Source organism: Rhizobium mesosinicum (genome assembly GCF_019511345.1).
Classification (GTDB): domain Bacteria; phylum Pseudomonadota; class Alphaproteobacteria; order Rhizobiales; family Rhizobiaceae; genus Rhizobium; species Rhizobium mesosinicum.
The window spans coordinates 382,208-407,699 of record NZ_JAEUAK010000003.1 but is presented as its reverse complement, the minus strand read 5'-3'; the positions used below and the strand labels follow the sequence as shown (position 1 = coordinate 407,699).

Here is a 25,492-nt window from a genome sequence, read left to right as displayed (position 1 = left end):
CCGTCAGCGCGATGCGAAGAGCCGCGCCGCCTCGCATACCGCCCTGAAGCCTGCCCGGGCACCCTCGCTCATATGGCGGGCGCGCAACCACGCATGCACCATCTGCGGTTCCTCGCGGAACCAGACTTCCACGCCAGCCTCTGCGAGCCGGGCAGCGTAAGTGCGCCCGTCATCTCGCAAGGGATCGAATCGTGCGACCGTAATGAAGGCGGGTGCAAGCCCCTGTACCGATATCGCGTGAAGAGGTGCGGCGACAGGATGATGCGGCGGGGCCTGCAGGATGTCGCGATAATAGGCGACATCAGCCGCGGTCAGGCCGGGTGCATTTGCCATTTCTACATAAGAACCCTTCTGCAGGTCGCCGCCCAATGCCGGATAGACGAGGACCTGACCGGCGACACCGGGTAGGCCCTCCTCCAGCGCTCTAATGGCGAGCCCCGCCGCCAGATTGGCGCCGGCGCTATCGCCGATGACGACGACCTTGCTGCTGGGGGACGACAGCAGGTGTCTCAAGACAAGGAAGCAATCCTCGCTCTGCGCCGGCCAGCGGTATTCGGGGGCCAGCCGGTAATCGACGGAAACGAGTTCAGCGCCGGAAAAATCGGCGATTTCAGCACAGATCGAATGATGACTTTCCAGCGAGCCGACAACGAAACCGCCGCCGTGAAGGTAAAGGAGAACGGTCGATGTCGTGATCGTCCGCGGCCGATAGCGGCGGATCGGTATGCGCTGCACCATACCATCGGCATAGACCAGCCCCTGCGGCAGAAGGCGGTCGAACCGCGCGCAGAGCGCATCGTACCATTGCCGTTGCTGCTCGATCGATGCCTCGACCGCATCAGGCGGATAGAAGCCTTCGCAGATATCGAGGAATTTCAGAATGCTCTCTTCGGTGGGCACCGGTCGGGCGATCGACATGAAGTTCCTTCCGCGTGTTCGCAAGGTACCGTCGAGGCGGCTGGCCAAACGGCCAGCATTGCATCATGCATGCGCGACGCCTCGACGCCTGTCCTGCCGCGACCCTTCGTGTCGGAGACAGGTCCGTGGCTGCGAAAAAGCTGCTGCCCGAGCGCCCGGAACAACTGATGTCGGCGAGGCGATAGTTCGTCGTCCCCAATTCGGCTATTTCTTACATCATCCGGTGCACCCACGCTGCCCAGAGGATCACTTCCGTCAAACGGTCGTCAACTGGCGGCGAATGCACCCCTAGACCCTTCAGCCCCCCAAGCAACGAGCAGTCGCAACACATGGCCCGCCCCAATATTCTCATCATCATGGTCGATCAGCTAAATGGCACGCTGTTTCCCGATGGACCGGCAGAATTCCTTCATGCGCCGAACCTGAAGGAACTGGCGTCAAGGTCGGTTCGTTTTGCTAATACCTATACGGCAAGCCCTCTCTGCGCGCCGGCGCGCGCGTCCTTCATGTCGGGGCAGCTGCCGAGCCGGACGCGCGTCTATGATAATGCCGCCGAATTTGCTTCGGACATTCCGACCTATGCACACCATCTCAGGGCAGCCGGATATCACACCAGCCTGTCGGGCAAGATGCATTTCGTCGGACCGGATCAGTTGCATGGCTTTGAGGAACGCCTGACGACAGATATTTATCCGGCCGATTTCGGCTGGACGCCCGACTACCGCAAGCCTGGTGAACGCATCGACTGGTGGTATCATAATCTTGGATCCGTCACGGGTGCCGGGATTGCGGAAATTACCAACCAGCTGGAATACGACGACGAAGTCGCCTACAACGCCACCCGAAAACTCTACGACCTGTCGCGCCGTCAAGACGACCGTCCCTGGTGCCTGACTGTCAGTTTCACCCATCCTCACGATCCTTATGTGGCCAGGCGCAAATTCTGGGATCTCTACGAGGACTGCCCGGCCCTCGACCCGACCGTTCCGCCGCTGCCTTTCGATGAGATGGATCCGCATTCGCAACGCCTGCTCGAAGCTTGCGATTACACCGCCTTCGATATCACCACCGAGCAGATTCGCCTGGCCAGGCGCGGCTATTTCGCCAACATCTCCTATGTCGACGAGAAAGTCGGAGAGATCCTCGATGTGCTGGAGCGGGGGCGGATGCGCGACAACACCGTCATCCTCTTCGTCTCGGACCACGGGGACATGCTCGGCGAACGCGGTCTCTGGTTCAAGATGTGCTTTTTCGATGGGTCAGCCCGCGTGCCGCTGATGATTGCCGCACCCGGTTGGCAACCTGCATCGATCGATCAGCCGGTTTCGACGCTCGACGTCACGCCGACACTTGCCGGCCTTGCCGGTCTCGATATCGCGGCGATTGCCAACTGGACGGATGGCGAGAATCTGGCGCAACTGGTGGATGGTTCGGGCAGGCGCAGCCCCGTCCTGATGGAATATGCTGCCGAAGGATCGATCGCACCGTTGGTGGCTATTCGCGACGGTCGCTTCAAGCTTACCGTTTGCGAAAAGGATCCTCCTTTGTTGTTCGATCTTCAGGACGACCCTCACGAGCTCGTCAATCTGGCCGGCGATCCGGCCCATGCGAACACGCTGGACGCGCTCCTCAATCAAGCCAAACTGCGCTGGGACCTCGCAAGTTTCGATGCGGCGGTCCGAGAAAGCCAGGCACGGCGCTGGGTCGTCTATCCTGCATTGCGTGAAGGATCCTATTATCCCTGGGATTATCAACCCCTGCAAAAGGCTGCCGAGCGCTACATGCGCAATCACATGGATCTGAACGTGCTGGAGGAGAACCAGCGGTTTCCGCGGGGCGAATGACGGCTAACCTTTGCCTGAGACTCGAGGCGACAGCTGTCCCGTGAAAGCATCGAAGAACGTTTGCGGCGGCCGAAGGGCAGAGCCTCCGGCACAGCACCGTGCGGAAGGCGCAGGCTCCGATTGCGAATAGCTGAGCCGTAGCAAGCCCTTAGACAGAGCCGACATTGCCCCTTGTCACTCAAGGGGCAATGAAAGCCAGCGAGACCAAAAGATCCCCTAGGGAAGATCAGGGGTTCGTTGTCTCGCTGCTCGTTGCGGAGGTCTCTGTCGCATCCACGCTTTGTGCGGCTTCGGTCGTTGTCGCCGTGCTCTCCGTTCCGGTCTCGGAGCCTTCCGCAGCCACGGCAGGGTCAGCCGTCTCGCTACCCTCGGCCGTCTCGCCGGCTGGCGGTTCGGTTGTTGGCGTCTCTGGCGCCGGGGCTGCGGCGGCCATCGCCTCTCTCATCTGGTCGATCGTTCCGACAGCCGTGCCGATGCCGAGCGTATCCTTTGCCCAACTCAAAGCTTCGGGGCTGACGGTGCCCGCCTTGGTCGCCGAAGCCAGCGCTGCGGTCAGAGCCGCGTCGCCCAAAACCGGATCGTCAGCCGGCGGGGCAACGCCATTTGCCAATTCGTACTGCGCGTAGGCGTTGGCGAAAGTTGAGATCGCGGCCATCCTGGGATCCGCGGTGTTCATCAACGCGTGATAGTTACGCTTCAGCGAGTTCAGTCCGGCAAGCTCGGCTGCCGGCTTCTTTGCTGGCCCTGTCGCAGGCGCTGTGGCGACGGTCGTCTTTTTGGCCGTATTCTTCGTGCTGGCGGTCTGCTTGATCGACTTCGTGGTTTTGCCCGAGCTTTTTGCAGTGCGACCGCTCTCGGTCTTGCCGGTAGAGGGGGCGCTCCCCTTCCCGCCACCGCCGTTGCCGCCCTTGGCGAAGGCAGGCGAGAGATCGGTAAAGATGACATTAAGAGGCGCGAGCGCCAGAGTCGTGGAGAGACAGAGAACGCCGATAGTCCTGGAGAGCCGCATGAGATAGTCCTTCCGATATGCACAGGAGCCCGTTACATCTCGGTTATTGAAGCAGCCTGCCATAAAAATCTAATTGAGCATGTTCTTTCAATTTGAACTTCTTGCCGAATATTTTGACGCGAAGAGCCCCGCCCGCCGAGCGGGCGAGAATGAAATCGGAACAACTCGCGATCTTGCAGCGTCTTCGATCGAACGAGTCCGAAAGCTCGCTTGTGAGGCGGCTACATGGCTGCCTTTCGGCGAGAATTGTGGTATTTCTAAAAAATGATGATTGTTGTGAGGTGGGAGGCAGTTGATGGTCGCGCGAAGGGACATGACAAGCGACGAATGGAAGTGGCTTGTGAGGCTTTGCCAGCATGAAGCGGATAGAGTTCCCCAGCCAATCGAAACAAGGTTAATCGAGCTCGGCCTATCCGGGCCGAATGGTCTTTCGAAGGAAGCGAGAGACCTGGTTCAACATGAATTGTTGAGTGAACGACGGAATCGGCTGCAGGGCCTTCATTGAGCATCCGATCACATCGTGCCGCCGGCAGCGGGGCGGCTAAGTTTCTCGCCAGGCACGCGCCGGCCGCCGCTCCACAATAGGAACTATCGTCTCGACCCTTCGTTACTTTCGCACAAAGCGAGGTGACGTCATGAAACGAATCATAGGACTACCGGCGGCAGTCTTTGGGTTGATCGCTACTTGCGCCTTTGCTCAGGCCCCATCTGAACCATCGCCGCCTCCATCCCCAGCGCCAGAATCCGGCAGAGAAAATCCGCTTCCGCCGAATGTCTCAAGCAAGAACGAAGAGCGTGTGGACCATGATTGGCGTTCGCAGCCAAGGGAGCGCGGCGCCCGGTTTCACATCGAGAACGGCCAGACCAGGATCGACCTCAGGTGTGCTGACGGGGATTCCACAAAGGATTGCACCGACGCGGTTCTGCAAGTGCTGGAACATTTGCGGACGTCCGATTCCGATAGCAGCGATCGACGGGGCGATTACCGGCGTGATCGTTGGGAGCGCGATTAGCAGCTGAAGCTGTCACTCAGGTGAACGACGCTTTCAGCATCGGTTCACCAGGACGGGTGCTAAATCCCCTGACAATCGGAGTAACGAAGATGCGAAAACTTCTAGTCACGGTGGCCCTTCTCGCAGCCGCAGTAACAGCTGGAGCCGCAAATGCCGCGCCTGTTGGCCGTGTCACGGCGCCAGCCGTCGCAAACGTCATAGCGGTCGATTATGCATGTGGCCGCGGTTACCATCTGAGCCCACGCGGCTTTTGCCGACCCAATCGATGGGCACCGCCGCCCCCACGCTTTTACGGTTGGGATCGTCCGCATCACGGCTGGGAATACAGACGTTACGGTCGTTGGGATCGCGATCGCGACTGGCGTGAATACAGACGCTACGACCGTTGGGACCGCGATGGCGACTGGCGGTAATTGATCCTTTCACCGGTTGGCCGAAGCTAAGATCGCTTCGGCCATTCCCCCATCGGCAGAATGCGAGGGTTTGCGATATTACACGGCGTCGAAAGTGCGCTTGCAGCCGCCTATCGCTCTAATAGCGCTCGAGCCTGACTACTTCCCGACTGTGTCTCCCGATTGTTTCGTGGCTGCCCTCAGCACGCCTTCCTGCAAATCCGCCACGTCGGCAAGGATGGCGGATGCCTCGTTCAGCAATAGGTCTTTTGCCTTCTTGCGGGCATTCTCAATGGCAATATCAGCACTCAGGCTGCGCTCGCTTGATTCCAGGCCATCATCTGTGCCGGGATCTTCACCATCGCTCAACTGGGCTCGAGATTTCCGGCGATTTTCTCGCGCGGCCGCATCCTTGCGACGCTCGGCTTCGTTGAGGGAAACGACGCCTTTTTCGCGCTGCGCCTTGAGATCGGCGATATCTTTCACGAGAGATTGGAAATCTGGATCGCTCCCGACCCGCGCGTCATGACGGCTTTGTAATGTCGGAAGCCATTTCGAGATCATATCCGTGGGGGCGTAGTTCACGGGCTTGATCTGCGCCCACGGCAGGGCATTATCATAACTGGTCTCGCCGAAGCTCTTCGGGTCGGACAGTCCAGGCAAACTGATATCAGGCGTCACGCCGCGCAGCTGCGTCGTACCGCCATTGATCCGGAAAAACTGCGCGATCGTTACTTTCAGCTCGCCAAATTCGGGTTTGCTGTTGTGAACCATCTGATCGAGATCAACGACAGTCTGAACTGTGCCCTTTCCGAAACTGGGTTCGCCGACGATCACGCCGCGACCGTAATCCTGGATTGCCGCGGCGAAAATCTCCGACGCCGATGCCGACCCGCGATTGATCAGAACACCCATCGGGCCTGTCCAGACAGGCGCTGCAAACTCGGCGCTTCTGACCGCAACCTTGCCATCGCTACCGCGCTGCTGAACGACGGGGCCATTGCCGATGAACAGACCGGTCAAATCAATAGCCTCATCCAATGAACCGCCGCCATTGTTGCGCACGTCAACGAGAACGCCGTCGACCTTTTCTTGCTTCAATTCATCGAGAAGCCTGGCGACATCACGGCTTGCACTTTTGTAGTCCTTGTCCCCTTTGTGCCGCGCCTCGAAATCCTCGTAGAATGTCGGCAGCGTGATCACCCCGATTTTGCGCGTGGCCTCGCCGACTTTTACCGACAGCACGGTCTTCCTGGCAGCCTGCTTTTCGAGACTGATCTTATCGCGCACAAGGCTGACGACGCGATGCGTGGCGTCTGCTCCGGCATCCGCCGGCAGGATGTCCAAGCGCACGACGGAGCCTTTTTTCCCTCGTATCAATTGCACGACTTCATCGAGGCGCGTGCCGACTACTTCTTTTATCGCACCGTCCTTGCCTTGACCGACGCCGGTAATACGATCTCCGACAGAGAGCTTGCCGGACAACTGGGCCGGACCGCCAGGTACGAGCTCACGGATCGTCGTATAATCGTCGCGCTCCTGCAGGACCGCGCCGATGCCAACCAGCGAAAGCTTCATCGAGATATTGAAATCGGCCGAAGCCGTTGCGCCGAAATAATCCGTGTGGGGATCGATCGACGTCGCATAAGCCTCCATGAACAACTGAAAGACGTCATCGCTTTTATACTGGTAGGCTCGCTCGAGAGCGTTTGCGTAACGTTTGTCGAGCGTTTCGCGAATAGCGGCATCGGTTTTGCCGGCGAGTTTCAACAGCAACCAATCGCTTTTGACGCGCTTGCGCCAAAGCTCATTACTTTCGGCTTCCGACTGCGGCCAGGGCTCCTTGTCGCGCAACACGGAATAGCTTTCCTGCACACCGAAATCGAAGTCCTGCTTAAGCAGACTGCGCGCGTAATTCATGCGGTCGACGATACGCTGTTCGTACGCGGCGAAGATGGCAAACGGGATTTTCAAATCCTTCCGGTCGATGGCATCGTCGATCTCGCTGCGCCCCGACATGAACTTGTCGATGTCGGCTTGCAGGAAGAGCATGTGGTCCGGATCCAGTGATTTGATGAACCGGTCCATGATCCTGGCAGACAAGGCGTCGTCGAGTGGAACAGGTCTGTAGCTGTATCGCGTGAGAAGTTGTGCGCTCAGCTGAGCAGCTTGCGCCTGTTGCTTTTGCGGCGCCAGGACAGGCGGTGCCGCGACTTCAGCATAAGCGGACTGCGCGATTGCAAGAAATGTACCGAAAAAAACGTAGGCTATGCGCATCCGGCGTTGATCCAATTCATAATGCCTGTTGTCGATGTGCGATCTAGGTGAGGCAATTATGGTTTTTTGGCAACCGGCCAGTTAATTGCATGGTTTGCAAAACTGCGAAATTCGTCCCTTCGTCAATGACAATATCCCGAGTAACCGGACAATACCCGGCAATTCGACCATCACGAGCTCTCTACCCGGCGACTAGCCAAGCGCTGGTAAGCGTTCGCGGATTGGCGGAAGAAGGACGTTCTGTCAGAGCGTGAGGGCAGCTTCTAGTCCTTGTTCACTCCTTGACCGCCCCCGTCATCGACGAAACGTAATAGTCCACGAAGAACGAGTAGAGGATGACGACGGGCAGCGAGCCGAACAGCGCTCCCGCCATCAGCGATCCCCACTCGAACACGTCGCCACGCACCAGTTCGGTCAGCACGCCAACCGGAATCGTCTTGTTCTCCGACGACTGAATGAAAGTCAGGGCGTAGATGAACTCGTTCCATGACAGGGTGAAGGCGAAGATGCCGGCCGAGATGAGACCGGGTACCGCCAGCGGCAGGATGATCTTCGTCAGGATCTGCCACCGATTGGCGCCATCTACCAGCGCACTTTCCTCCAGCTCGAACGGGATCGAGCGGAAGTAACCCATCAGAAGCCATGTGCAGAAGGGAATGAGGAAGGTTGGATAGGTGAAGATCAGCGCGAGGCGCGAATCATAGATGCCGAGCTTGAAAACGATGAAGGCAAGCGGAATGAACAGGATCGATGGCGGCACGAGATAGGCAAGGAAGATGATGAGGCCGACGGAGCGCGAGCCGGTGAAGCGCACACGCTCGATCGCATAGGCACCGAAGACCGACGCCACCAGCGACAGGAAGGTCGAGCAGACGGCGACAAGGATCGTGTTCCACATCCAGCCCGGATAGGACGTTTCGAGGAACAGATATTTGATATGGGCAAGCGTCGGCCCGACAACCCAGAACGGACTGTAATTGCTGTAATCGGTCAGTTGTTCGTTTGGCTTCACCGCGGTGATCGCCATCCAGTAGAACGGGAAGAGCAGCACGAAGACGAAAACCGCCATCGGCAGATAGAGCATCACCACCCGCCGCGGCAGGCGGTTTAGATAACTCATGCCTTCGGCATTGTCGGTCAGGGCGGCATTGGCGGTGTTGGAATTGGTCGACATATCTTTCTCCCTAGTCCTGACCGCCCTGCTGCCATTTGCGGCGCTGCAGACCGAAGAAGCTGAACATGATCGCGCCGAGTAGGAAAGGGATCATGGCGACTGCGATCGCGGCACCCTCGCCGAGCTGGCCGCCGGGAATACCGCGCTGAAAGGACAATGTTGCCATCAGATGCGTGGCGTTGACCGGCCCGCCCTTTGTCAGCACGTAAATGAGCTGGAAATCCGTGAAGGTGAAGAGCACGGAGAATGTCATCACGACAGCGATGATCGGCGTCAGCATCGGCAACGTCACATAGCGGAAACGCTGCCAGCTGGTCGCCCCGTCAAGCGAGGCGGCCTCCTGCAGCGATGCCGGAATGGTCTGCAGGCCGGCTAGCAGCGAGATCGCCACGAAGGGAATGCCACGCCATACGTTGGCTATGATGACGGAGATGCGTGCATTGGTGGGATCGCCGAGGAAGTTGATCGGCGCATCGATCAGGCCAAGCTGCATCAGCGACCAGGAAATGATCGAAAATTGGGAATCGTAGATCCACCAGAAGGCCAGGCCCGACAACACGGTCGGCACGACCCAGGGCAGTAGCACGATCGCCCGGAAAAAACTCTTGAACGGCAGATGCTGGTTCAAAAGCAGCGCAAGCCAGAGGCCGAGCGCGAACTTCAGCAGCGATGCGATGAACGTATAGAGGACGGTGTTGAAGACCGACAACCAGAAGACATTGTCGTCCATAAGGTATTGGTAGTTTTCCAGACCGATGAAGATACCATCGCGGCCGATGCGCGTATCGGTGAAACCGAGCCAGACACCGAGCCCCAGCGGATAGGTTAGGAAGCAGACCAGGAAGACCGCAGCCGGCAGCATGAACAGGAAGCCGAGCACGTTGTTGTTCTGCAGGAGCGAGGATGCCGGTCCGCGCGTATCTCCGGAATTCACCGTCGACATTGCTTATCTCCAGATTGCGATATGCCCTAGGGACTTGCGGCACGTCGTTTCCGGCATGCCGCAAGTCTTGGAAAAATGGGATCAAACGCGGTAGTAGCGGTTTGCCCGGCGCTCGGCCTCCTTCATCGCATCTTCTGGCGACTTTTGGCCAGTGACAGCGGCGGCATACATGTCGACCAGCACATAGTCCGCCATAGTCGCAGCAGAGGCATAGCCGAGCGGCCCGGCATAGCCGTTCGGGCGCAGCTTTTCGGAAGCAAGCGCGTAAGGCGCATGGACCGGATCGGCAGTCCAGATCGGATTCTTCGCGAACGCCTTCAGAGGCTGGCAGCAATAAGCGCTGGAGCCCTGGATCCAGGCGTTCATCTGGTCGGCTTCCATCATGAACTTGATGTAGGCCTTTGCCGCCTCCGGATATTTCGTGTGCTTGAAGAGCAGCAGCGAACTCGTCTGGAAAAGTTCCACGCTCTTGCCGACAGGCCCGATCGGGAAGTTCGTCGTGCGGATGTCCTTGGCGATATCGGCGAGCTTCGGGTCATTCTTGGCAGTGTAATAGACCGAAACACCGTTGGCGATCAGTGAAACCTGACCAGCGAGGAAGGCGCGGTTGTTGTTGACGTCCTGCCAGCTTTCCGTGCCCGGGATGAAGGTCGCGTAAAGCTCCTTGGCATAGTTGATCGAAGCCAGCGTTTCCGGGCTGTTGATCGTCACCTTGCCGCCTTCGTCGACCATCTTGCCGCCGTGGCTCCAGAGCAGCCAGTGGGCATAGTTGTTGCCGTCACCGACGGCCTTGCCGTGAGGGAAGCCGGCAGGGGTGCCCTTGGCCTTCATCGCCTTGCAGAGCTCGAGGAAACCCGCCGTATCCTTCGGAAATTCGCTGAAGCCGGCCGCCTTCACGTGGGTATCGCGATAGACGACCGCATTGCCGATCGTCGTCAACGGCATGGCAATGAACGCATCCCCGCGCGAAGCGTAACCTTTCAGGCCGTCGTACCAGCCGCCATATTTGTCGCCGAGATAATTGGCGAGTTCCGTCAGGTCGACCAGCTTGTCCGGATACTGATGGGCATCGTCGAACCAGCACATGATGAGGTCAGGCCCCGAGCCGACATTGGCAGCGACCGCAGCCTTCGGGCGAATGTCCTCCCAGCTTTCCTTGTCGATGCGCACCTCAACGCCGGTCGCCTCGGTGAATTTCTTAGTGTTGGCAAGCCAGGCGTCCTCATCGCCCTTGACGAAGGGCGTCCAGCGCAGCAGGCGCAAACTCGCGCCGCTTTCCGGCTTATAGGTCGGTTCGGCCTGTGCGAAAGAAGGCCTGATGCCCAGACCGGCGACGCCGGCTGCGGCTGCCGAAGCAGCAAGAAATTCACGTCTCTTGATCGTCATGATATTCCTCCTCATAAAAAATGCGGGAGAGAATTCTCCGACATCCATCTCCCGCTCGATGAACGACGGTACCTGCATCCGGAAATGGGATGCCTGCCATCAGGTGACTGAACGGGAAGGCTCCTCCTCTCCCGCGCCGCGCCTGAAGGCATCAACTGCTCAATCTCTGGCCGCCTTCAGCATCAAAAAGATGAACATGCGAGGCGTCGATCGCGACATTCAGGCGTTCGCCTGGGCGCGCGTTGACGCGTTCGCGGAAGACGCAGTTGAGATCACTGCCGCCGAGCTTCAAGGTGAGATGCGTCTCGTAGCCGGTCGGTTCGATCACGATGACTTCGCCCTCCAGGCCGCCTGCATCGAGCAAGATATATTCCGGGCGCAGCCCGTAGACGAGGTCACGGCCCTTTGCGCTGTCGGGCGCATTGGCAACCGGCAGCGCCGTGCCGTCGGCAGTGATGAAACGCCCTGAATTCTCGGGATCGAGCCTGCCCTTGATCATGTTCATCGCCGGAGAGCCGATGAAGCCGCCGACGAAGAGGTTGGCCGGCTTGTCGTAAAGTTCCAAAGGCGAGCCGATCTGCTCCACGACACCGTCATGCATGACGACGATCTTGTCGGCCATCGTCATCGCTTCGATTTGATCGTGGGTGACGTAGACGGTTGTGGTCTTTAGCCGCTGGTGCAATTCCTTGATCTCGGCGCGCATGGCGACACGCAGCTTTGCGTCGAGATTGGAGAGCGGTTCATCGAAGAGAAAGACTTCCGGATCGCGCACGATGGCCCGGCCCATGGCGACGCGCTGGCGCTGGCCGCCGGAAAGTTGGCGTGGATAGCGGTCGAGCAGTGAATCGAGCCCAAGAATGCCTGCGGCGTATTTTACGCGCTTCTCGGCCTCGGCCTTTGGCGCCTTGTTGAGCATCAGCGAAAAGCCCATGTTCTGCTGTACAGTCATATGCGGGTAAAGCGCGTAGTTCTGGAACACCATGGCAATGTCGCGATCCTTCGGCGGCAAAGTATTCACAACCCGCCCGCCGATCCGGATTTCGCCGGCGGAGATGTTTTCCAGCCCCGCCAGCATGCGCAACAGCGTGGACTTGCCGCAACCGGAAGGCCCGACCAGGATCACGAACTCACCATCGGCAATATCGATGTTCACGCCCTTGATGACCGGAAACGCACCGAACGATTTACGAACATCCGCGAATTGAACACCTGCCATACTCCCTCCTCCCAGATATCGAGCACTACATGCTATGTATTCGTCTTCTCAAATTTCACCGCCTGCCGCCGGTTATCCGCGCCCGACAAAGGGCATCTTGGTCGCCATGACCGTCATCGTCAGCACATTGGCGCCCAGCGGCAGACCCGCCATGTAGACGACCGCATCGGCGATATGTGCGGCATCGATGGTCGGCTCCGCAGCAGTCGTGCCGTTGGCCTGAAGGACGCCGGCGGCGATCCGCTTCGTCATGTCGCTTGCCGCATTGCCGATATCGATCTGGCCGCATGCGATGTCGAATTCACGCCCGTCGAGGGCGGTTGATTTCGTCAGGCCGGTAATGGCGTGTTTTGTCGCCGTATAGGGCGAGGAATTAGGGCGGGGCGTCGTTGCCGAAACCGAGCCGTTGTTGATGATACGACCGCCCCGTGGCGTTTGCGCCTTCATCAGCCTGAACGCCTGCTGCGTACACAGAAAGGCGCCCGTCAGGTTGGCCGACAAGATAGCGCTCCAGTCTTCAAAAGACACCTCCTCCAGCGGGATGCCCGGCACCGAGACCCCAGCATTGTTGACCAGGAGGTCGAGACGGCCGTAGCGATCTGCGATCGTGTCGAACAATGCTTTCACCGAGAGCGGATCGCCGACATCGGCGCGGACTGCGACCACTTCCGCACCTGTTTCGCTCCCAAGTTCGGCAGCGGCTTTCTCGAGAATCTCGGCGCGCCGTCCAGAGATGACGACCCTGTAGCCGGCTGCACCGAGCCCTTTGGCAATCGCGCGGCCGACGCCCGTACCGCCACCGGTCACCAGAGCAATCTTCGGCTGCACGCCGGAACTTCCACTCATCCGATCCTCCCGCCGAGTTCGTCCTCGATATGCACCTGCAGGATCTCGTCGAAACTCGTCTCCGCCTTAAAGCCGAGTGCGGAGGCTCTCTTCGCGTCGAACCGGGTCGGCCAGCCGGCAACGATACGTTCGATCGCAGGATCGCTCTCGCGCCTGATGAGCGCGACGGCCTTGTCGCCTCCAATACGGCGAAGGGCATCGATCTCCTCCGAAACCAGGGCCGAGAGGCCCGGCATGGTCAGGTTTCGCCGCGGCCCCACTTCTGCCGTATCGACTTTTGCAGCATGAACGAAAAACCCGACCGCCGCCCTCGGACTTGCGAACCAGTGCCGGACAGTGTCACTGACCGGCAGTATCGCCGGCTTACCGGCGAGCGGCTCACGCAGAATATTGGAGAAGAAACCGGAGGCGGCCTTGTTCGGCGCACCTGGCCGTACGCAGATCGTCGGCAGGCGAATGCCGATGCCGTCGAAAATCCCGCGACGCGAATAGTCGGCAAGCAGCAGCTCGGCAATTGCCTTTTGAGTGCCATAACTCGTCAGAGGCGTGGAAAAGAATTCGTCCGGAATGACATCCGGGAAAGGCGTGCCGAATACGGCGATGGAGGAAGCAAACACGACACGGGGCATGTAGTCGGATTTCAGACCCTCTTGGCGGATCGCGTCGAACAGTGCACGTGTCCCATCGAGGTTGACGGCATAGCCTTTATCGAAATCCGCCTCCGCCTCGCCGGAAACGATCGCCGCCAGATGAAAGATCAGATCGGGCCGCGTCCCGATCAGCTTGTCGGCGACGCCCGCCTGGGCAAGATCGAACGTCATGGCGTTTGACAGGGGCCGAAGGGCTTCAGGCACCGGCGGCTGAAATGCGTCGACCAGCGTCAACCGGCTGATCGAAGTGCCGAGCGCGTCAGGTTCGCGGGTAATTCTTTCGACCAGCTTGCGGCCGACCATGCCTGCCGCACCCAAAATCATCACATGCATGTCAGTTTACCTCCCAGCGCCGCCGATCTCGTTCCGAGACGACCTCGTGTCAGATCGGAACCCGTTCTCCCCAGTCGGATTCCGCGCGTCACACCAAGCGCAACGCCATCTATTCCTTCAAGTTTTCCAAAGCTCCGACCGATACGCAGGAACGTTACCGGTCAGATAAAAATCAATCAAAACTGCAACCTGCACGTCAGCTTACCTTGCATGATACGCGGGTGGTAGCAATCGAACATAAGTCTCATGTCTCCTTTGCCCAGTGCCTGTCAGCGAATAACCTTCATGCCCGGCAGGACGACGCCACTCTTTTCGGCAAGGACCTTTGCCACGGCGGCATCATCTTCCTTGCCGAAACCGGCTTCGGATGCCTGCCGGAAGAGCGAAAGCGCGGCCGCCGCGAGAGGAGTAGCGGCACCTGCCCGCTCTGCTTCAGAGGCGACGATGCCGAGATCCTTGACGAAGATGTCGACCGCCGAGCGCGGCGTGTAGTCACCCGAGACGATATGTTCGCCACGGTTTTCGAACATCCAGGAGGAGCCGGCCGAAACCCGCAGCACCTCGTAAAGCGTCTTCAGGTCGATCCCGGTCTTGGCTGCAAACGTCATTGCCTCGGCCGTCACGGCAATATGCACCCCGGCGAGGAGCTGATTGATCATCTTCACCTGCGAGCCGGGACCGGGCCTGTCTCCGAGACGAAAGACCTTGCCGGAGACTGCATCGAGCGCCGGTTTTGCGCGCGTGAAAGCTTCCGGCGAACCAGAACCCATGACGACCATCTCTCCGGAAAGTGCCTTGGCTTGGCCGCCGGACACCGGCGCGTCGACGACAAGCATGCCGGCGGCCTCCAGCCGGTCGGCTATTGAGACTGTGTCGCTTGGCGCCATGGTGGCACAAAGGAGAAACACGGTGCCGGCGCGAGCCGTCTCCAGCGCGCCCCCGAGGCCGAACAAGACTTGCTCGGCCTGGCTGCTATTGACGACGAACACGAATACCGCGGCGGCCTCCGCAGTGGCTTCCGATGGTGTCTTGCAGGATTTGCCGCCCGCGTCCGAAAAGCGCTGCAACACATCAGACCGAAGGTCACATCCGTAGACGGTAAAACCCGCTCTCAGAAGCGATAGGGCAGCGCCCCATCCCATCGAGCCAAGGCCGACGACCGCGGCTGTCTGCACGTCCTCCACAGCCCTTCCTCCGAGATGAACATTAGCCACAGGTACGATGTTATCGATACCGGTATCGGTAACAAGCCTCATTTTGACAATGTATGTCAAGCGCCGCCAGTTCCACTTTTCGCGCAATCGGCTTATGACTGGCTCACGCGCCGATGTCGGGGGTGAATGGGGGATTCCTTGGGGATACGCAAACCCACTCTGGAAGAAGTTGCCGCAGCCGCTGGCGTGAGTAAGATGACTGTATCCCGGGCCCTGCGCGGCGCCCCTGATGTTTCTCCCGAAACCCGCGAGAGAGTGCTGAAGGCAACGGAGCAGTTGGGCTATGTCGGCAACCAACTTGCCCTTTCGTTGTCGTCACAGAGAACCAACCTCGTAGCGGTGGTGGTGCCGAGCATGTCCAACATTGTCTTTCCGGAGGTGCTCGCAGGTATTTCGGTCGGGCTCGAGGGATCCGGAATGCAGGCGGTGTTCGGCCTCTCGGACTATGATGCTCGCAAGGAACGTGATGTTATAAGAGACATGCTGTCCTGGCGGCCGAGCGCCATCATCGTCACCGGTCTCGATCAGCCCGAAGATACCGTGAAAATGCTGAGAAGCGCGGCTATTCCCGTCATTCAAATCATGGACCTCGATGGCACACCCATCGATTTCAATGTCGGTCTCTCGCACGGAAAGGCCGGCGAGGAGATGGCAAGAGCACTGATTGCCGCCGGACGAAGACGTTTCGGCTATGTCGGCAGCGTGCTGGAGCGGGACCTGCGCGCTGCCAAACGCAAGGCCGGCTTTGAGCGCGTCCTGCTTGAACATCGGCTCGCCTTCATCGGGCAAAGGATAGGCGACACCCTTTCCTCAGTCTGTCTCGGCAAATATCTGACGCATGAGTTGCTGCGTGCCGAGCCCAACCTCGACTGCATCTATTATTCCAACGACGACATGGCGGTCGGAGGCGCTTTTGCCGGCATGGAAGCTTCCCGAACCGATGATATTCTGATGGCGGGCTTCAACGGGTTGGAACTCGCGGCCGCGCTTCCCGTGAGGATTGCCACATCCAAATCGCCGCGCCGCATGATCGGCGAAGTCGCGGCGCGTCTGGCACGCGGTTCCATGGTGACGGGCGTCCCATCGAGCGGTAAGATCACCGCCTTTGTTCCAGAGATTATCGGCATCGAATAGTGGGCGTCGGCGCCGGCAAGATGGGTTGCTGGGAAAGCCGTCCTCTTAAACGAATGCCAGGATTAAAATCAAAGAAATCGATCGATATCCCTCTCCTCCGCCTTGCCCATATCAGGATTGTCGATATAAATCCATCTGTGACGCAGCCTGGAGAGAGCATGGAACGCTCGTTTTTGACGATCGAAGCCGGAGTCAACGACGCCGTTATCAAAGCTCTCGCTGCGCCAGGACGCCTGCAACTCCTCAAACTATTGTGCTCGAAGGGTCCCCTGAACGTCAACGACATGGCCCGAGCGCTATCGCTGCCGCAGTCAACCGTCGCAACCGGAATTCAAATTCTGGAAGAGGTGGGACTGGTTGAATCCCGCCTCGCCAAAGGCCGGAAGGGCAATCAGAAGATCTGCTCTGCAGTCTATGACGAGATCCTCATCAGCTTTGAAGACAAGTCCGTCAACAAGGCAGACGACGTCATCGAGGTCGAGATGCCGGTTGGGCTCTATACGAGTTGCGACATCCATGCCCCTTGCGGCCTCTGCTCGAGTGACAGCGTAATCGGCCTGCTCGACGTTCCCGATTATTTCCTTGATCCGCAACGCATGCAGGCAGGTCTCGTGTGGTTCGGCAGGGGCTTTGTCGAATACAAATTCCCCAACAATGCCAAAGTCCTGAATAAGAATGTGCGCGCGATCGAATTCTCGATGGAGCTGTCCTCGGAAGTACCGGGCACCAATCCGGACTGGCCCTCCGACATCACGCTTTGGGTCAATGGAATGCCGGTCGGCACCTGGACCTCTCCAGGCGACTACGGCGACAAGCGAGGCGCCCATACCCCTGGCTGGTGGAAGCTTGAAGGCTCCCAATACGGCAAGCTGAAGACCTGGCGTATCTCCACACGCGGCACATTCATCGACGGCGTCTCGACCTCCAACGTCACGGTTGAAGACCTTGCGCTGGCGCAGCATTCCTCGATCCGCCTGCGCGTCGGCATTGCCGAGAATGCCAGCCATACCGGCGGCGTGAATATATTCGGCCGCGGGTTTGGAAATTACGGCCGCGACATCGTCATGCGGCTCTACGTTTGATGGAGAATATCGGAAATCGTGATTTTAATGTTGCTATATTTTTGCGTCGATGACACGCGGTTTCCATGCCAACCCACTGAGAAACAGTGATTAATTCCGATGGTTTCACACCGCATAACGCACACGATCGTCAATTGACTCCCTGCTCTCAAGCTATCAAGATAGCTGCATAAGAACGAAAAAGTCGATATTTACGGGAGGGTTCGTTGAAAGCGGACGTTGTTGTTCATCGCGATTTTCGGGTCGCGAGCATTGATCCCAGACTCTATAGTTCGTTCCTCGAGCATCTCGGACGAGCCGTTTACGGCGGCATATACGAGCCAGGGCATCCGACAGCCGACGCGGACGGCTTCCGGCAAGACGTCATCGATCTCGTAAAGCAACTCGACACACCCTATTGTCGTTACCCCGGCGGCAATTTCGTTTCGGCCTACGATTGGCAGGACGGCATCGGTCCGCGTTCGGAGCGCCCTGTCCGTCTCGACCTTGCCTGGCGCACCCGTGAAAGCAACCAGATCGGTGTCAATGAATTCGTCGACTGGTGCAAGAAGGCAAAGACCGAGCCGATGCTCGCCGTCAACCTCGGCTCACGCGGGCTGGATTCGGCCCGCAATTTCCTCGAATATTGCAATCATCCCGGCGGCACCTATTGGTCGGACCTGCGTCGCAAGCATGGTTGGGAAGCCCCCCATAATGTCAGATTGTGGTGCCTCGGCAACGAAATGGACGGACCCTGGCAGGTCGGACACAAGTCGGCGCAGGAATATGGCCGGCTTGCCGACGAAACGGCAAAGGCCATGCGGAATTTCGACAGGTCGCTGGAACTGGTGGTCTGCGGCTCATCGCATTCCGACATGCAGACCTATCCGGACTGGGAAGCGCAGGTCCTTAACGAATGCTATGACAGCGCCGACTATATTTCCCTGCACATGTATTTCGCAAACCGCGAGAAGAACACGCTCAATTACCTTGCCCGCACAACCAAACTCGACCGCTACATCACCACCATCGGCGGCGTGATCGACTATATCAAGGCGAAAAAGCGATCGAAAAAGACGATCGGCATTTCCTTCGACGAATGGAATGTATGGTATCATTCCAACCAGCAGGACAAGGATATCCTGGCGAAGAACGAATGGCCGGATGCGCCGCATCTTTTGGAGGATGTCTATAATTTCGAGGACGTCCTGCAGGTCGGCGGGATTCTCAATACCTTCATCCGCCGTTCGGACCGCGTGCGCATCGCCTGCATCGCCCAGCTCGTCAACGTCATCGCTCCGATCATGACCGAGAATGGCGGTCCGGCCTGGCGTCAGACGATCTATTATCCCTTCTATTTCGCGTCAAAATACGGCCGCGGATCGGCCCTGCAGCTCATCGCCGACGCACCGACCTATGACTGCGACGAAGCGGACGACGTCCCCTATCTCGACGCATCAGCGGTTCTTTCCGATGACAGCCAGATGCTGACCTTCTTTGTCGTCAACCGTCACCCGCAGAACGCGCTTGATCTCGACGCCAGGCTGGACGGCTTTGCCAATGCGCGCGTGCTGGAACAGGTGGAAATGACGCATCCGGACCTTGAGGCCGTCAATACGGCGCGGCAGCCCGAGACAGTCGCCCCGATTAGAGTCGAGAATGCGAAAATCGAGGATGGCAGATTGCGCGCGAGCCTGAAGCCTCAGTCCTACAGCGTTATTCGTCTGTCGGTCTGAGACCTTTCCGGCCATCACTCTCGTGCTGGTCTGGAGAATATCCGCTCACTGCGAGGAGGCAGCCGAGCCGGAGGAATGGTTCGCAGAAGCATCGGACCTGACAAGTAAAAGTCCCGATGCCGCTGCGAACCCCAAAACCGCGACGTCCCATGCGTCCATTGCGGCCGCGCTCTCGTCGCATTCAAAGGGAGGAGAAAATGCAGCATTGGAAGAAGCTTGCATTCGGCGTCGCCTTGGCGACGCTCGGCCTGATGGCCGCGGCTAAGGCGGATGACTATAAATCCTTGCCCCGCAAGGACACTCTCATCGTCGAAAACCCGGAAGGTACGATCAAGAATCCCGGCTGGTTCAATATTTGGGTCAACGGCGGCGGCGGCGTTTCAACCGGCCTGCAGCAGTTGACCATGGACACGCTCTGGTACATCGATCCGGAAAAAGGCCTCGGCGGCTCGCCTTGGGACAATTCCCTTGCCGCCGACAAGCCGCAATATAATGCCGACTTCACCGAGATGACGGTGAAACTGCGCAAGGGGCTCTACTGGAGCGACGGCGTGGAATTCACCGCCGACGACCTCGTCTACACGGTCAAGACGCAGATGGACCATCCCGGCATGGTCTGGAGTGCTGCCTTTTCCGTACAGGTGGCAAGCGTCGAAGCGACCGATCCCTATACGGTCGTCTTCAAGCTGAAGAAGCCCAATTCCCGTTTCCATGCGATCTTCACCGTTCGCTGGAACGGTGCCTGGATCATGCCCAAGCATGTCTTCGAGAAGGTGGCCGATCCGCTTCGCTATGATTTCGCCAACCCGGTCTCACTCGGTGCCTACAAGCTCAAGGCCTATGACCCTCAGGGTCAATGGTATACCTGGGAAAAGCGTGACGACTGGCAGCGAACATCGCTTGGGCGCTTCGGCGAGCCGGCCCCGAAATATGTGACCTATGTCGATCCAGGCCCGCCGGATAAACGCACCATCGCCCAGCTCGAGCATAATCTCGATATCATTCATGACAATACGCCCGAGGGCATGTTTACCCTCAAGGAGAAGTCCAAGTCGGTCGAGACCTGGTTCCCTGGCTTTCCTTTCGCCCATCCGGATCCGACACTTCCGGCGGTGATCTTCAACACCCAGGATCCGGCCTTTGCCAATCCCGATGTACGCTGGGCGCTTGCCCTTTTGATCGACATCAAGGCTGTAGACATGGCGAGCTATCGCGGCGCTGCCACGCTGTCGGCGCTCGGCGTACCGCCCACGGCGGCCACCATGAACGACTATCAGGCGCCGATGCAGGATTGGCTGAAGAATTTCGAGATCGACACCGGCAAACGAAAGATCAAACCTTATGATCCGACGATCGGACAACAGGTTGCCGATATCCTGCGCAAGCAGCCGAAGTTCAAGGACCAGATCCCGACCGATCCGGCGGCGATCACCACGGCATTCGGCTACGGCTGGTGGAAACCGGATCCGCAGGCAGCAGCCGAACTTCTGGAAAAAGCCGGCTTCAAGAAAACCGGCGGCAAATGGATGACCCCGGACGGCCAGCCGTTCAAGATCCGGATGACGGTTGAGGGCGACACGCGCTCCGTCTTCACCCGGGCGGGCACACTCATCGCACAGCAATGGGCCTCTTTCGGCATCGACGCAAAAGCCGTGCCCGTTGCGAAACTGTGGCAGGTTGCGCTGCAGCCCGGCGATTTCCAGGTGGCGATTGCCTGGAGCGTCGAGACCTGGGGCGGCGATCCCGACCTGTCCTTCTTCCTCGACAGCTGGCACTCGCAATTCGTGGCAAAGAAGGGTGACAATCAGCCGCCGCGCAACTGGCAGCGTTGGAGCAATCCGGAGCTCGATAAGATCATCGAAAGCATCCGCGGCATCAGCGCCGACGATCCGAAGGGCATCGAGCTCGGCAACGATTATCTGAAGCTGGTCGCCCGCGAAATGCCGACGATCCCGCTGATGTCCTATAACGTCTTCACCTCGATGGATACGACCTATTGGACCGGTTATCCGACGATATCGGACCCCTATACCGACCCAGTGCCGAATTGGGCGAATTCCAGGCTGATGATGGTCAAACTGAAACCGGCTCAACCGAAATAATCCTCCCCAACGCCGGCGCGGCCGTTTCGCGCCGGCCCCCTATCGACGGGCATGTGCCGCAGCTGCCATGCTCGTCGATCCTTTCGAAGGGAACCAGAGAGGAACAACTGCTCTATGACGTCCTATCTGATCTTTGTGCTGAAGCGGTTCGGTCAGTTTCTGCTCGTCGTCTTTCTTGGAATAACCATAACGTTCTTCGTCACCCACCTGACCCCGATCGATCCGGTCGAAGAAAGCATAGGCGCCATCACGCAGATGGGGCAATCCGATCCGAACGCGATTGAACTGATGCGTCAGTCGCTGCGAGAGCTCTACGGGATGGACGGTTCGATCTGGCAGCAATATCTGCATTTTTGGCTGCGGCTTGCGACCGGTGATCTCGGCCCCTCGCTCTCGGCTTTTCCCACACCTGTCTCTACCATCATTCTGCGGTCGCTGCCCTGGACCATCGGGCTGATGACGGTGTCCACCCTGATCACCTTCGTGCTCGGAAATGCGATCGGCGCGCTCGCCGGCTACTATAGGAAGGATATGGTGCTGAAGGCCGTCAGCCTCGTCTTTATCGCCCTGCTTCCCATTCCCTATTATATTCTCGCCTTCGTGCTTCTCATTCTGTTCGGCTATCTCTGGCCGGTGCTGCCGATCACTGGCGGCTACGAGATGAACACCAATCTGGATCTCTCCTTCGCGCTCGTCCTCGATATCCTGAAGCATTCCATCCTGCCAGCCTTGTCGCTGATCCTGGTCGGCGCCGGCAGCTGGCTGATCGGGATGCGCGCGCTCGTCTCCAACATCATCACCGACGATTACGTCGTCTTCGCCGAGCTCGGCGGCGTTCCGAAGCGGAAAATTCTCCGCTCCTATATCGCCCGCAATGCCATGGTGCCGCAATTCACCGGGCTTGCCATGTCACTCGGCGGGATCTTCAACGGCACCGTCATTACGGAAATCGTCTTTGGCTATCCCGGAATCGGAAACCTGCTGATTTCCGCGGTGCATGCCGGCGACTACAGCCTGGTGCTCGGCCTTAGCGCTTTGTCGATCGTCGGCGTTGCTGCTGCCGTGTTCATCATCGACATTTTGAGCCCGCTGATCGATCCGCGCATCAAGGTGGAATAGGCCATGTTTACCATCATCCGCGACCTCGCCCGCCAAAACATGGAATTTCTCTGCGGCCTGCTGCTCTTTGCCGTCATCGTCGGGCTGGTGATCCTGTCCTATTTCTCGCCCTATGGCGCGACCGACATCTATCTCTTGCCGCCGGACATGCCGCCGGACGGCGAATATTGGCTCGGCACGACATCGCGCGGCCAAGACGTTTTCTGGCAGCTGACGACCGGCCTTCGCAACACCCTCTATTTCGGCATCGGCGTCGCCTTTCTCTCGCGCATCATCTCGCTGGTTGTCGGCCTAGTCGCCGGTTATGCCGGCGGCACGGTGGACAAGGTGCTGATGGCGATCAACGACAGCGTCATGGTCATCCCGCAATTTCCGCTGCTGATCCTTTTCTATTTCGTGCTGAAGGATAACATGACCTGGGTGGCGCTGATCGTCATCATGGCCTCGCTCGGCTGGTCCTACGACGCCCGTCTCATCCGTTCGGTCGCAATCGGTCTGAAGACGAGACCCTTCACCACCCAAAGCGTCTATTCCGGCATGAGCATGAGCAAGATCCTCGTTGAAGAGCATCTGCCCTATGTCCTGCCGATCGTCTTCGCCACCACGATGAACAACATGATCTGGTCGATCGGGATGGAGATCACTCTGTCGGTGCTGGGGTTCACCGATATCGAGACGCCGACCATGGGGATGATGATCTATTGGGCCAACGCCCATTCGGCGCTGATAGCAGGAACATGGTGGTGGGTGGCTGCACCCGTAGCGGTCATCGTCGTTCTCTTCCTGGCGCTGTTTCTCCTGTCCATGTCGATGAACGAATACAACGATCCGCGCAGCCGGCTGAACCGGATGGGAGGCTAGCCATGGATGCCCTGGTCGAAGTCCAGAACCTGAAAGCCTATTATCGCGCCTTCCTTTACGGCGTCGACCGGGAGGTGCGCGCCGTCGACGACATCACTCTGACGATCGGGCACGGCGAAATCTATGGGGTCGCCGGCGAATCCAGCAGTGGCAAGACAACCCTGATCAAGACGATTGCCGGCGCCATCCGGCCACCGCTCAAGGTCGTATCAGGCAAGGTGGTCTTCCATTTTGCCGGCGGCACGCAGGACATGTATGCGATGACGCCGGACGAGCGTATGGCGCTTCGCTGGCTGCACCTGTCCTATATCATGCAGGCGTCCATGAATGTGCTGAACCCGGTGCGACGCATCCATCACTCCTTCACCGATTTCGCCTTCCGTCACATGAAGGTCGGCAAGAATGAGTTCTTCACAAAAGTCGGCTCGCATCTCGAGAGACTGAAGCTTGATGCGCATCTGCTCCAAGCCTATCCGCACGAGCTCTCCGGTGGCATGCGCCAACGTATGACGATCGCGCTTGCAACGATCCTGACGCCCGAGTTCATCATTGCCGACGAGCCGACGACGGCGCTTGACGTCATCGTCCAGCGCGACGTGCTGTCGATGATCCGCGAAATCCAGCGTGAGATAGGCTCGTCCTTCTTGTTCGTCACCCACGACATGGGTGTGCATGCGACGGTTTCAGACCGCGTCGGCATCGTCTACGCCGGTCGCCTCGTCGAGGAAGCGCCGACGCGCAAGCTCTTCGCCCTGCCGCTGCACCCTTACACGCAGCATCTGGTGGCCAGCCTGCCAAGCATCGGTGATGCGAAGGCCCGGCCCTCGCTCGAGGGACGCCCGCCGAACCTTGCGATGCCGCCCGAGGGCTGCCGGTTTCATCCGCGCTGTCCGAAGCGAATGGACATCTGCTCGCAGAAGGTCCCACCGATGATCACAGTTGAGCCGGATCGGCGAGTGGCTTGCTTTGCGGTGACGGGAGATCAGGCTTGAACGCTCTTCTCACTCTCTCTCATGTCACGAAGATCTACCGTCAGGGCGGCATGCTTGGCCGGCGGCAGATCGTGGCGGTCAAGGATGTTAGCTTCGAAATCGGCAGCGAGCCAGAGATTCTCTCCGTCGTCGGAGAATCGGGTTCCGGAAAATCAACGATTGCAGCGATGATCCTCGGACAGACAACGCCCACGCAAGGCGAACTCCAATTTCGCCAGAAAGCGGTGGCCCTCCACGGCAAGGCCGAGCGCCGCGCCTTCATGAGGGAAGTGCAGCCAGTCCTGCAGAACCCTTTCGAGGCCTTCAACCCGCTCAAGCGCGTCGATCGCTACCTTTTCGAAACCGCGCGGAACTTTTCGGTTGGCGGGGCCAAGCCGGATCGGCAACAGATCGAACGGCTGGCCGACCAGGCCCTCCATCACGTCGGCCTCAGTCTTGAGGAGGTAAAGGGCCGGTTTCCGCATGAACTCTCCGGCGGTCAGCTACAGCGGGCTGCAATTGCCCGTGCCCTGATCCCGCAGCCACGCCTACTGATCGCCGACGAGCCGGTATCCATGGTCGATGCGTCACTGCGCATGGCAATCGTCAATCTCTTCGAACAATTGAAACATGAGCTTGGGCTTTCGATCGTCTACATCACCCATGATCTTGCCACCGCTTATTACATCAGCGACCGGATCATCATCATGCGCAAAGGCGAGATCGTCGAACAGGGCGAGGCACGCAGGGTCCTCGACAATCCGCAGCACGCATACTCCCGGGCCTTGAAAGACGCGGTGCTAACTGCCGATTTCGCTTCGACATCGTAACGATTTGGCGAATGCGATGCGCCACAGGAACAGGTTCGTCGTTCAAACTGAATTCGAAACGACAAGCCATCGCAAAGCGCAGGTGCAAGCACTGCGCCCCGGAAGTGGTCGGCACAACCCATTATGCGCACTCCGGATCGGCCTATCACTTCCCAGGTCGTGTCAGTGCCTGGTGACACTCCGGGATGCCTTGGTGGGCTTCGGGGGCGGAGTCGTCGTCGGAGCGCTCTGGGCACCGCCCTTGGCCTTCGCAGCGCCTTTGGGCTTCACCGGAGCCTCTGCCGTCGCAGTCTTTCGCGCGCGAGGCTTTTTGGCAGACTGGCCATTCGCCTCGATGTTCGCGGCGATTTCCTGAAAGGCCTGAAGCCAATGCTTCAGGTCCTCGCCGTCTGGCCGACCTTCCTGCTCCCAGATCTCGTAAGCGCGCTGCCTGATGCGGTCCTCGTTCGATGCCATCTGC

At 58.9% G+C, this 25,492-nt stretch carries 21 protein-coding genes; 10 read left to right on the top strand and 11 right to left on the bottom strand.

Annotated elements, in window-relative coordinates; translation table 11 throughout:
* Positions 1-3 precede the first annotated feature (3 nt).
* Complete coding sequence (locus JNB85_RS09515; RefSeq protein WP_220334077.1) at positions 4-918, bottom strand: alpha/beta hydrolase; 915 nt, start codon at positions 916-918, stop codon at positions 4-6.
* A 329-nt stretch (positions 919-1,247) separates the two neighbouring features.
* Between JNB85_RS09515 and betC the strand changes: the two genes are divergently transcribed.
* On the top strand, positions 1,248-2,762 hold the full coding sequence (gene betC, locus JNB85_RS09510) for a choline-sulfatase (protein WP_220334076.1): 1,515 nt from the start codon (positions 1,248-1,250) through the stop codon (positions 2,760-2,762).
* 226 nt (positions 2,763-2,988) lie between these two features.
* Here betC and JNB85_RS09505 read toward each other — a convergent pair whose 3' ends face one another.
* Positions 2,989-3,771 carry a hypothetical protein gene (locus JNB85_RS09505; protein WP_220334075.1) on the bottom strand — a complete coding sequence of 261 codons (783 nt, stop codon included), beginning with the start codon at positions 3,769-3,771 and terminating at the stop codon, positions 2,989-2,991.
* Positions 3,772-4,873: 1,102 nt separating this feature from the next.
* Here JNB85_RS09505 and JNB85_RS09500 point away from each other — a divergent pair.
* On the top strand, positions 4,874-5,197 hold the full coding sequence (locus tag JNB85_RS09500; protein WP_220334074.1) for a GCG_CRPN prefix-to-repeats domain-containing protein: 324 nt from the start codon (positions 4,874-4,876) through the stop codon (positions 5,195-5,197).
* A gap of 138 nt (positions 5,198-5,335) precedes the next feature.
* On the opposite strand, the gene JNB85_RS09495 is transcribed toward JNB85_RS09500, so the two are convergent.
* The 8 genes from JNB85_RS09495 to ltnD all read right to left on the bottom strand — a co-directional run bounded on the left by JNB85_RS09495 (position 5,336) and on the right by ltnD (position 15,188).
* Entirely contained in the window at positions 5,336-7,453 is a 2,118-nt protein-coding gene (locus tag JNB85_RS09495; protein WP_220334362.1) for a carboxy terminal-processing peptidase, read from the bottom strand.
* 274 nt (positions 7,454-7,727) lie between these two features.
* On the bottom strand, positions 7,728-8,627 hold the full coding sequence (locus tag JNB85_RS09490; RefSeq protein ID WP_220334073.1) for a carbohydrate ABC transporter permease: 900 nt from the start codon (positions 8,625-8,627) through the stop codon (positions 7,728-7,730).
* Between the two features lie 10 nt (positions 8,628-8,637).
* Complete coding sequence (locus tag JNB85_RS09485) at positions 8,638-9,570, bottom strand: carbohydrate ABC transporter permease (RefSeq protein ID WP_220334072.1); 933 nt, start codon at positions 9,568-9,570, stop codon at positions 8,638-8,640.
* Between the two features lie 81 nt (positions 9,571-9,651).
* Positions 9,652-10,956: an ABC transporter substrate-binding protein gene (locus JNB85_RS09480; protein ID WP_220334071.1), complete on the bottom strand. Its 1,305-nt coding sequence runs from the start codon at positions 10,954-10,956 to the stop codon at positions 9,652-9,654.
* A gap of 151 nt (positions 10,957-11,107) precedes the next feature.
* Complete coding sequence (locus tag JNB85_RS09475) at positions 11,108-12,175, bottom strand: ABC transporter ATP-binding protein (RefSeq protein ID WP_220334070.1); 1,068 nt, start codon at positions 12,173-12,175, stop codon at positions 11,108-11,110.
* A 72-nt stretch (positions 12,176-12,247) separates the two neighbouring features.
* On the bottom strand, positions 12,248-13,021 hold the full coding sequence (locus tag JNB85_RS09470; RefSeq protein ID WP_220334069.1) for an SDR family oxidoreductase: 774 nt from the start codon (positions 13,019-13,021) through the stop codon (positions 12,248-12,250).
* Positions 13,018-14,004, bottom strand: coding sequence for a D-erythronate dehydrogenase (denD, locus tag JNB85_RS09465; protein WP_220334068.1), 987 nt, complete (start codon positions 14,002-14,004; stop codon positions 13,018-13,020). Before denD ends, JNB85_RS09470 begins: the two co-directional genes overlap by 4 nt.
* A 269-nt stretch (positions 14,005-14,273) precedes the next feature.
* On the bottom strand, positions 14,274-15,188 hold the full coding sequence (ltnD, locus tag JNB85_RS09460) for an L-threonate dehydrogenase (protein ID WP_220334361.1): 915 nt from the start codon (positions 15,186-15,188) through the stop codon (positions 14,274-14,276).
* 174 nt (positions 15,189-15,362) lie between these two features.
* Between ltnD and JNB85_RS09455 the strand changes: the two genes are divergently transcribed.
* The 8 genes from JNB85_RS09455 to JNB85_RS09420 all read left to right on the top strand — a co-directional run bounded on the left by JNB85_RS09455 (position 15,363) and on the right by JNB85_RS09420 (position 25,032).
* Positions 15,363-16,352, top strand: a complete 990-nt coding sequence (locus JNB85_RS09455) for a LacI family DNA-binding transcriptional regulator (protein WP_338050323.1) — start codon at positions 15,363-15,365, stop codon at positions 16,350-16,352.
* Positions 16,353-16,510: 158 nt separating this feature from the next.
* Positions 16,511-17,434, top strand: coding sequence for an ArsR/SmtB family transcription factor (locus tag JNB85_RS09450; RefSeq protein WP_220334066.1), 924 nt, complete (start codon positions 16,511-16,513; stop codon positions 17,432-17,434).
* A gap of 206 nt (positions 17,435-17,640) precedes the next feature.
* The gene (gene arfA / locus JNB85_RS09445) at positions 17,641-19,149 is read left to right on the top strand and encodes an arabinosylfuranosidase ArfA (protein ID WP_220334065.1); all 1,509 of its coding nucleotides are present in this window, start codon (positions 17,641-17,643) and stop codon (positions 19,147-19,149) included.
* A gap of 197 nt (positions 19,150-19,346) precedes the next feature.
* Positions 19,347-21,251 carry an ABC transporter substrate-binding protein gene (locus JNB85_RS09440; RefSeq protein WP_220334064.1) on the top strand — a complete coding sequence of 635 codons (1,905 nt, stop codon included), beginning with the start codon at positions 19,347-19,349 and terminating at the stop codon, positions 21,249-21,251.
* Between the two features lie 114 nt (positions 21,252-21,365).
* Entirely contained in the window at positions 21,366-22,370 is a 1,005-nt protein-coding gene (locus tag JNB85_RS09435; protein WP_220334063.1) for an ABC transporter permease, read from the top strand.
* A gap of 3 nt (positions 22,371-22,373) precedes the next feature.
* Positions 22,374-23,231, top strand: coding sequence for an ABC transporter permease (locus tag JNB85_RS09430; protein WP_220334062.1), 858 nt, complete (start codon positions 22,374-22,376; stop codon positions 23,229-23,231).
* Positions 23,232-23,233: 2 nt separating this feature from the next.
* On the top strand, positions 23,234-24,223 hold the full coding sequence (locus JNB85_RS09425; protein WP_220334061.1) for an ABC transporter ATP-binding protein: 990 nt from the start codon (positions 23,234-23,236) through the stop codon (positions 24,221-24,223).
* Positions 24,220-25,032: an ABC transporter ATP-binding protein gene (locus tag JNB85_RS09420; RefSeq protein WP_220334060.1), complete on the top strand. Its 813-nt coding sequence runs from the start codon at positions 24,220-24,222 to the stop codon at positions 25,030-25,032. The genes JNB85_RS09425 and JNB85_RS09420 overlap by 4 nt, the downstream gene beginning before the upstream one ends.
* 162 nt (positions 25,033-25,194) lie before the next feature.
* Here JNB85_RS09420 and JNB85_RS09415 read toward each other — a convergent pair whose 3' ends face one another.
* Entirely contained in the window at positions 25,195-25,488 is a 294-nt protein-coding gene (locus JNB85_RS09415) for a DUF2934 domain-containing protein (protein ID WP_220334059.1), read from the bottom strand.
* Positions 25,489-25,492 lie beyond the last annotated feature (4 nt).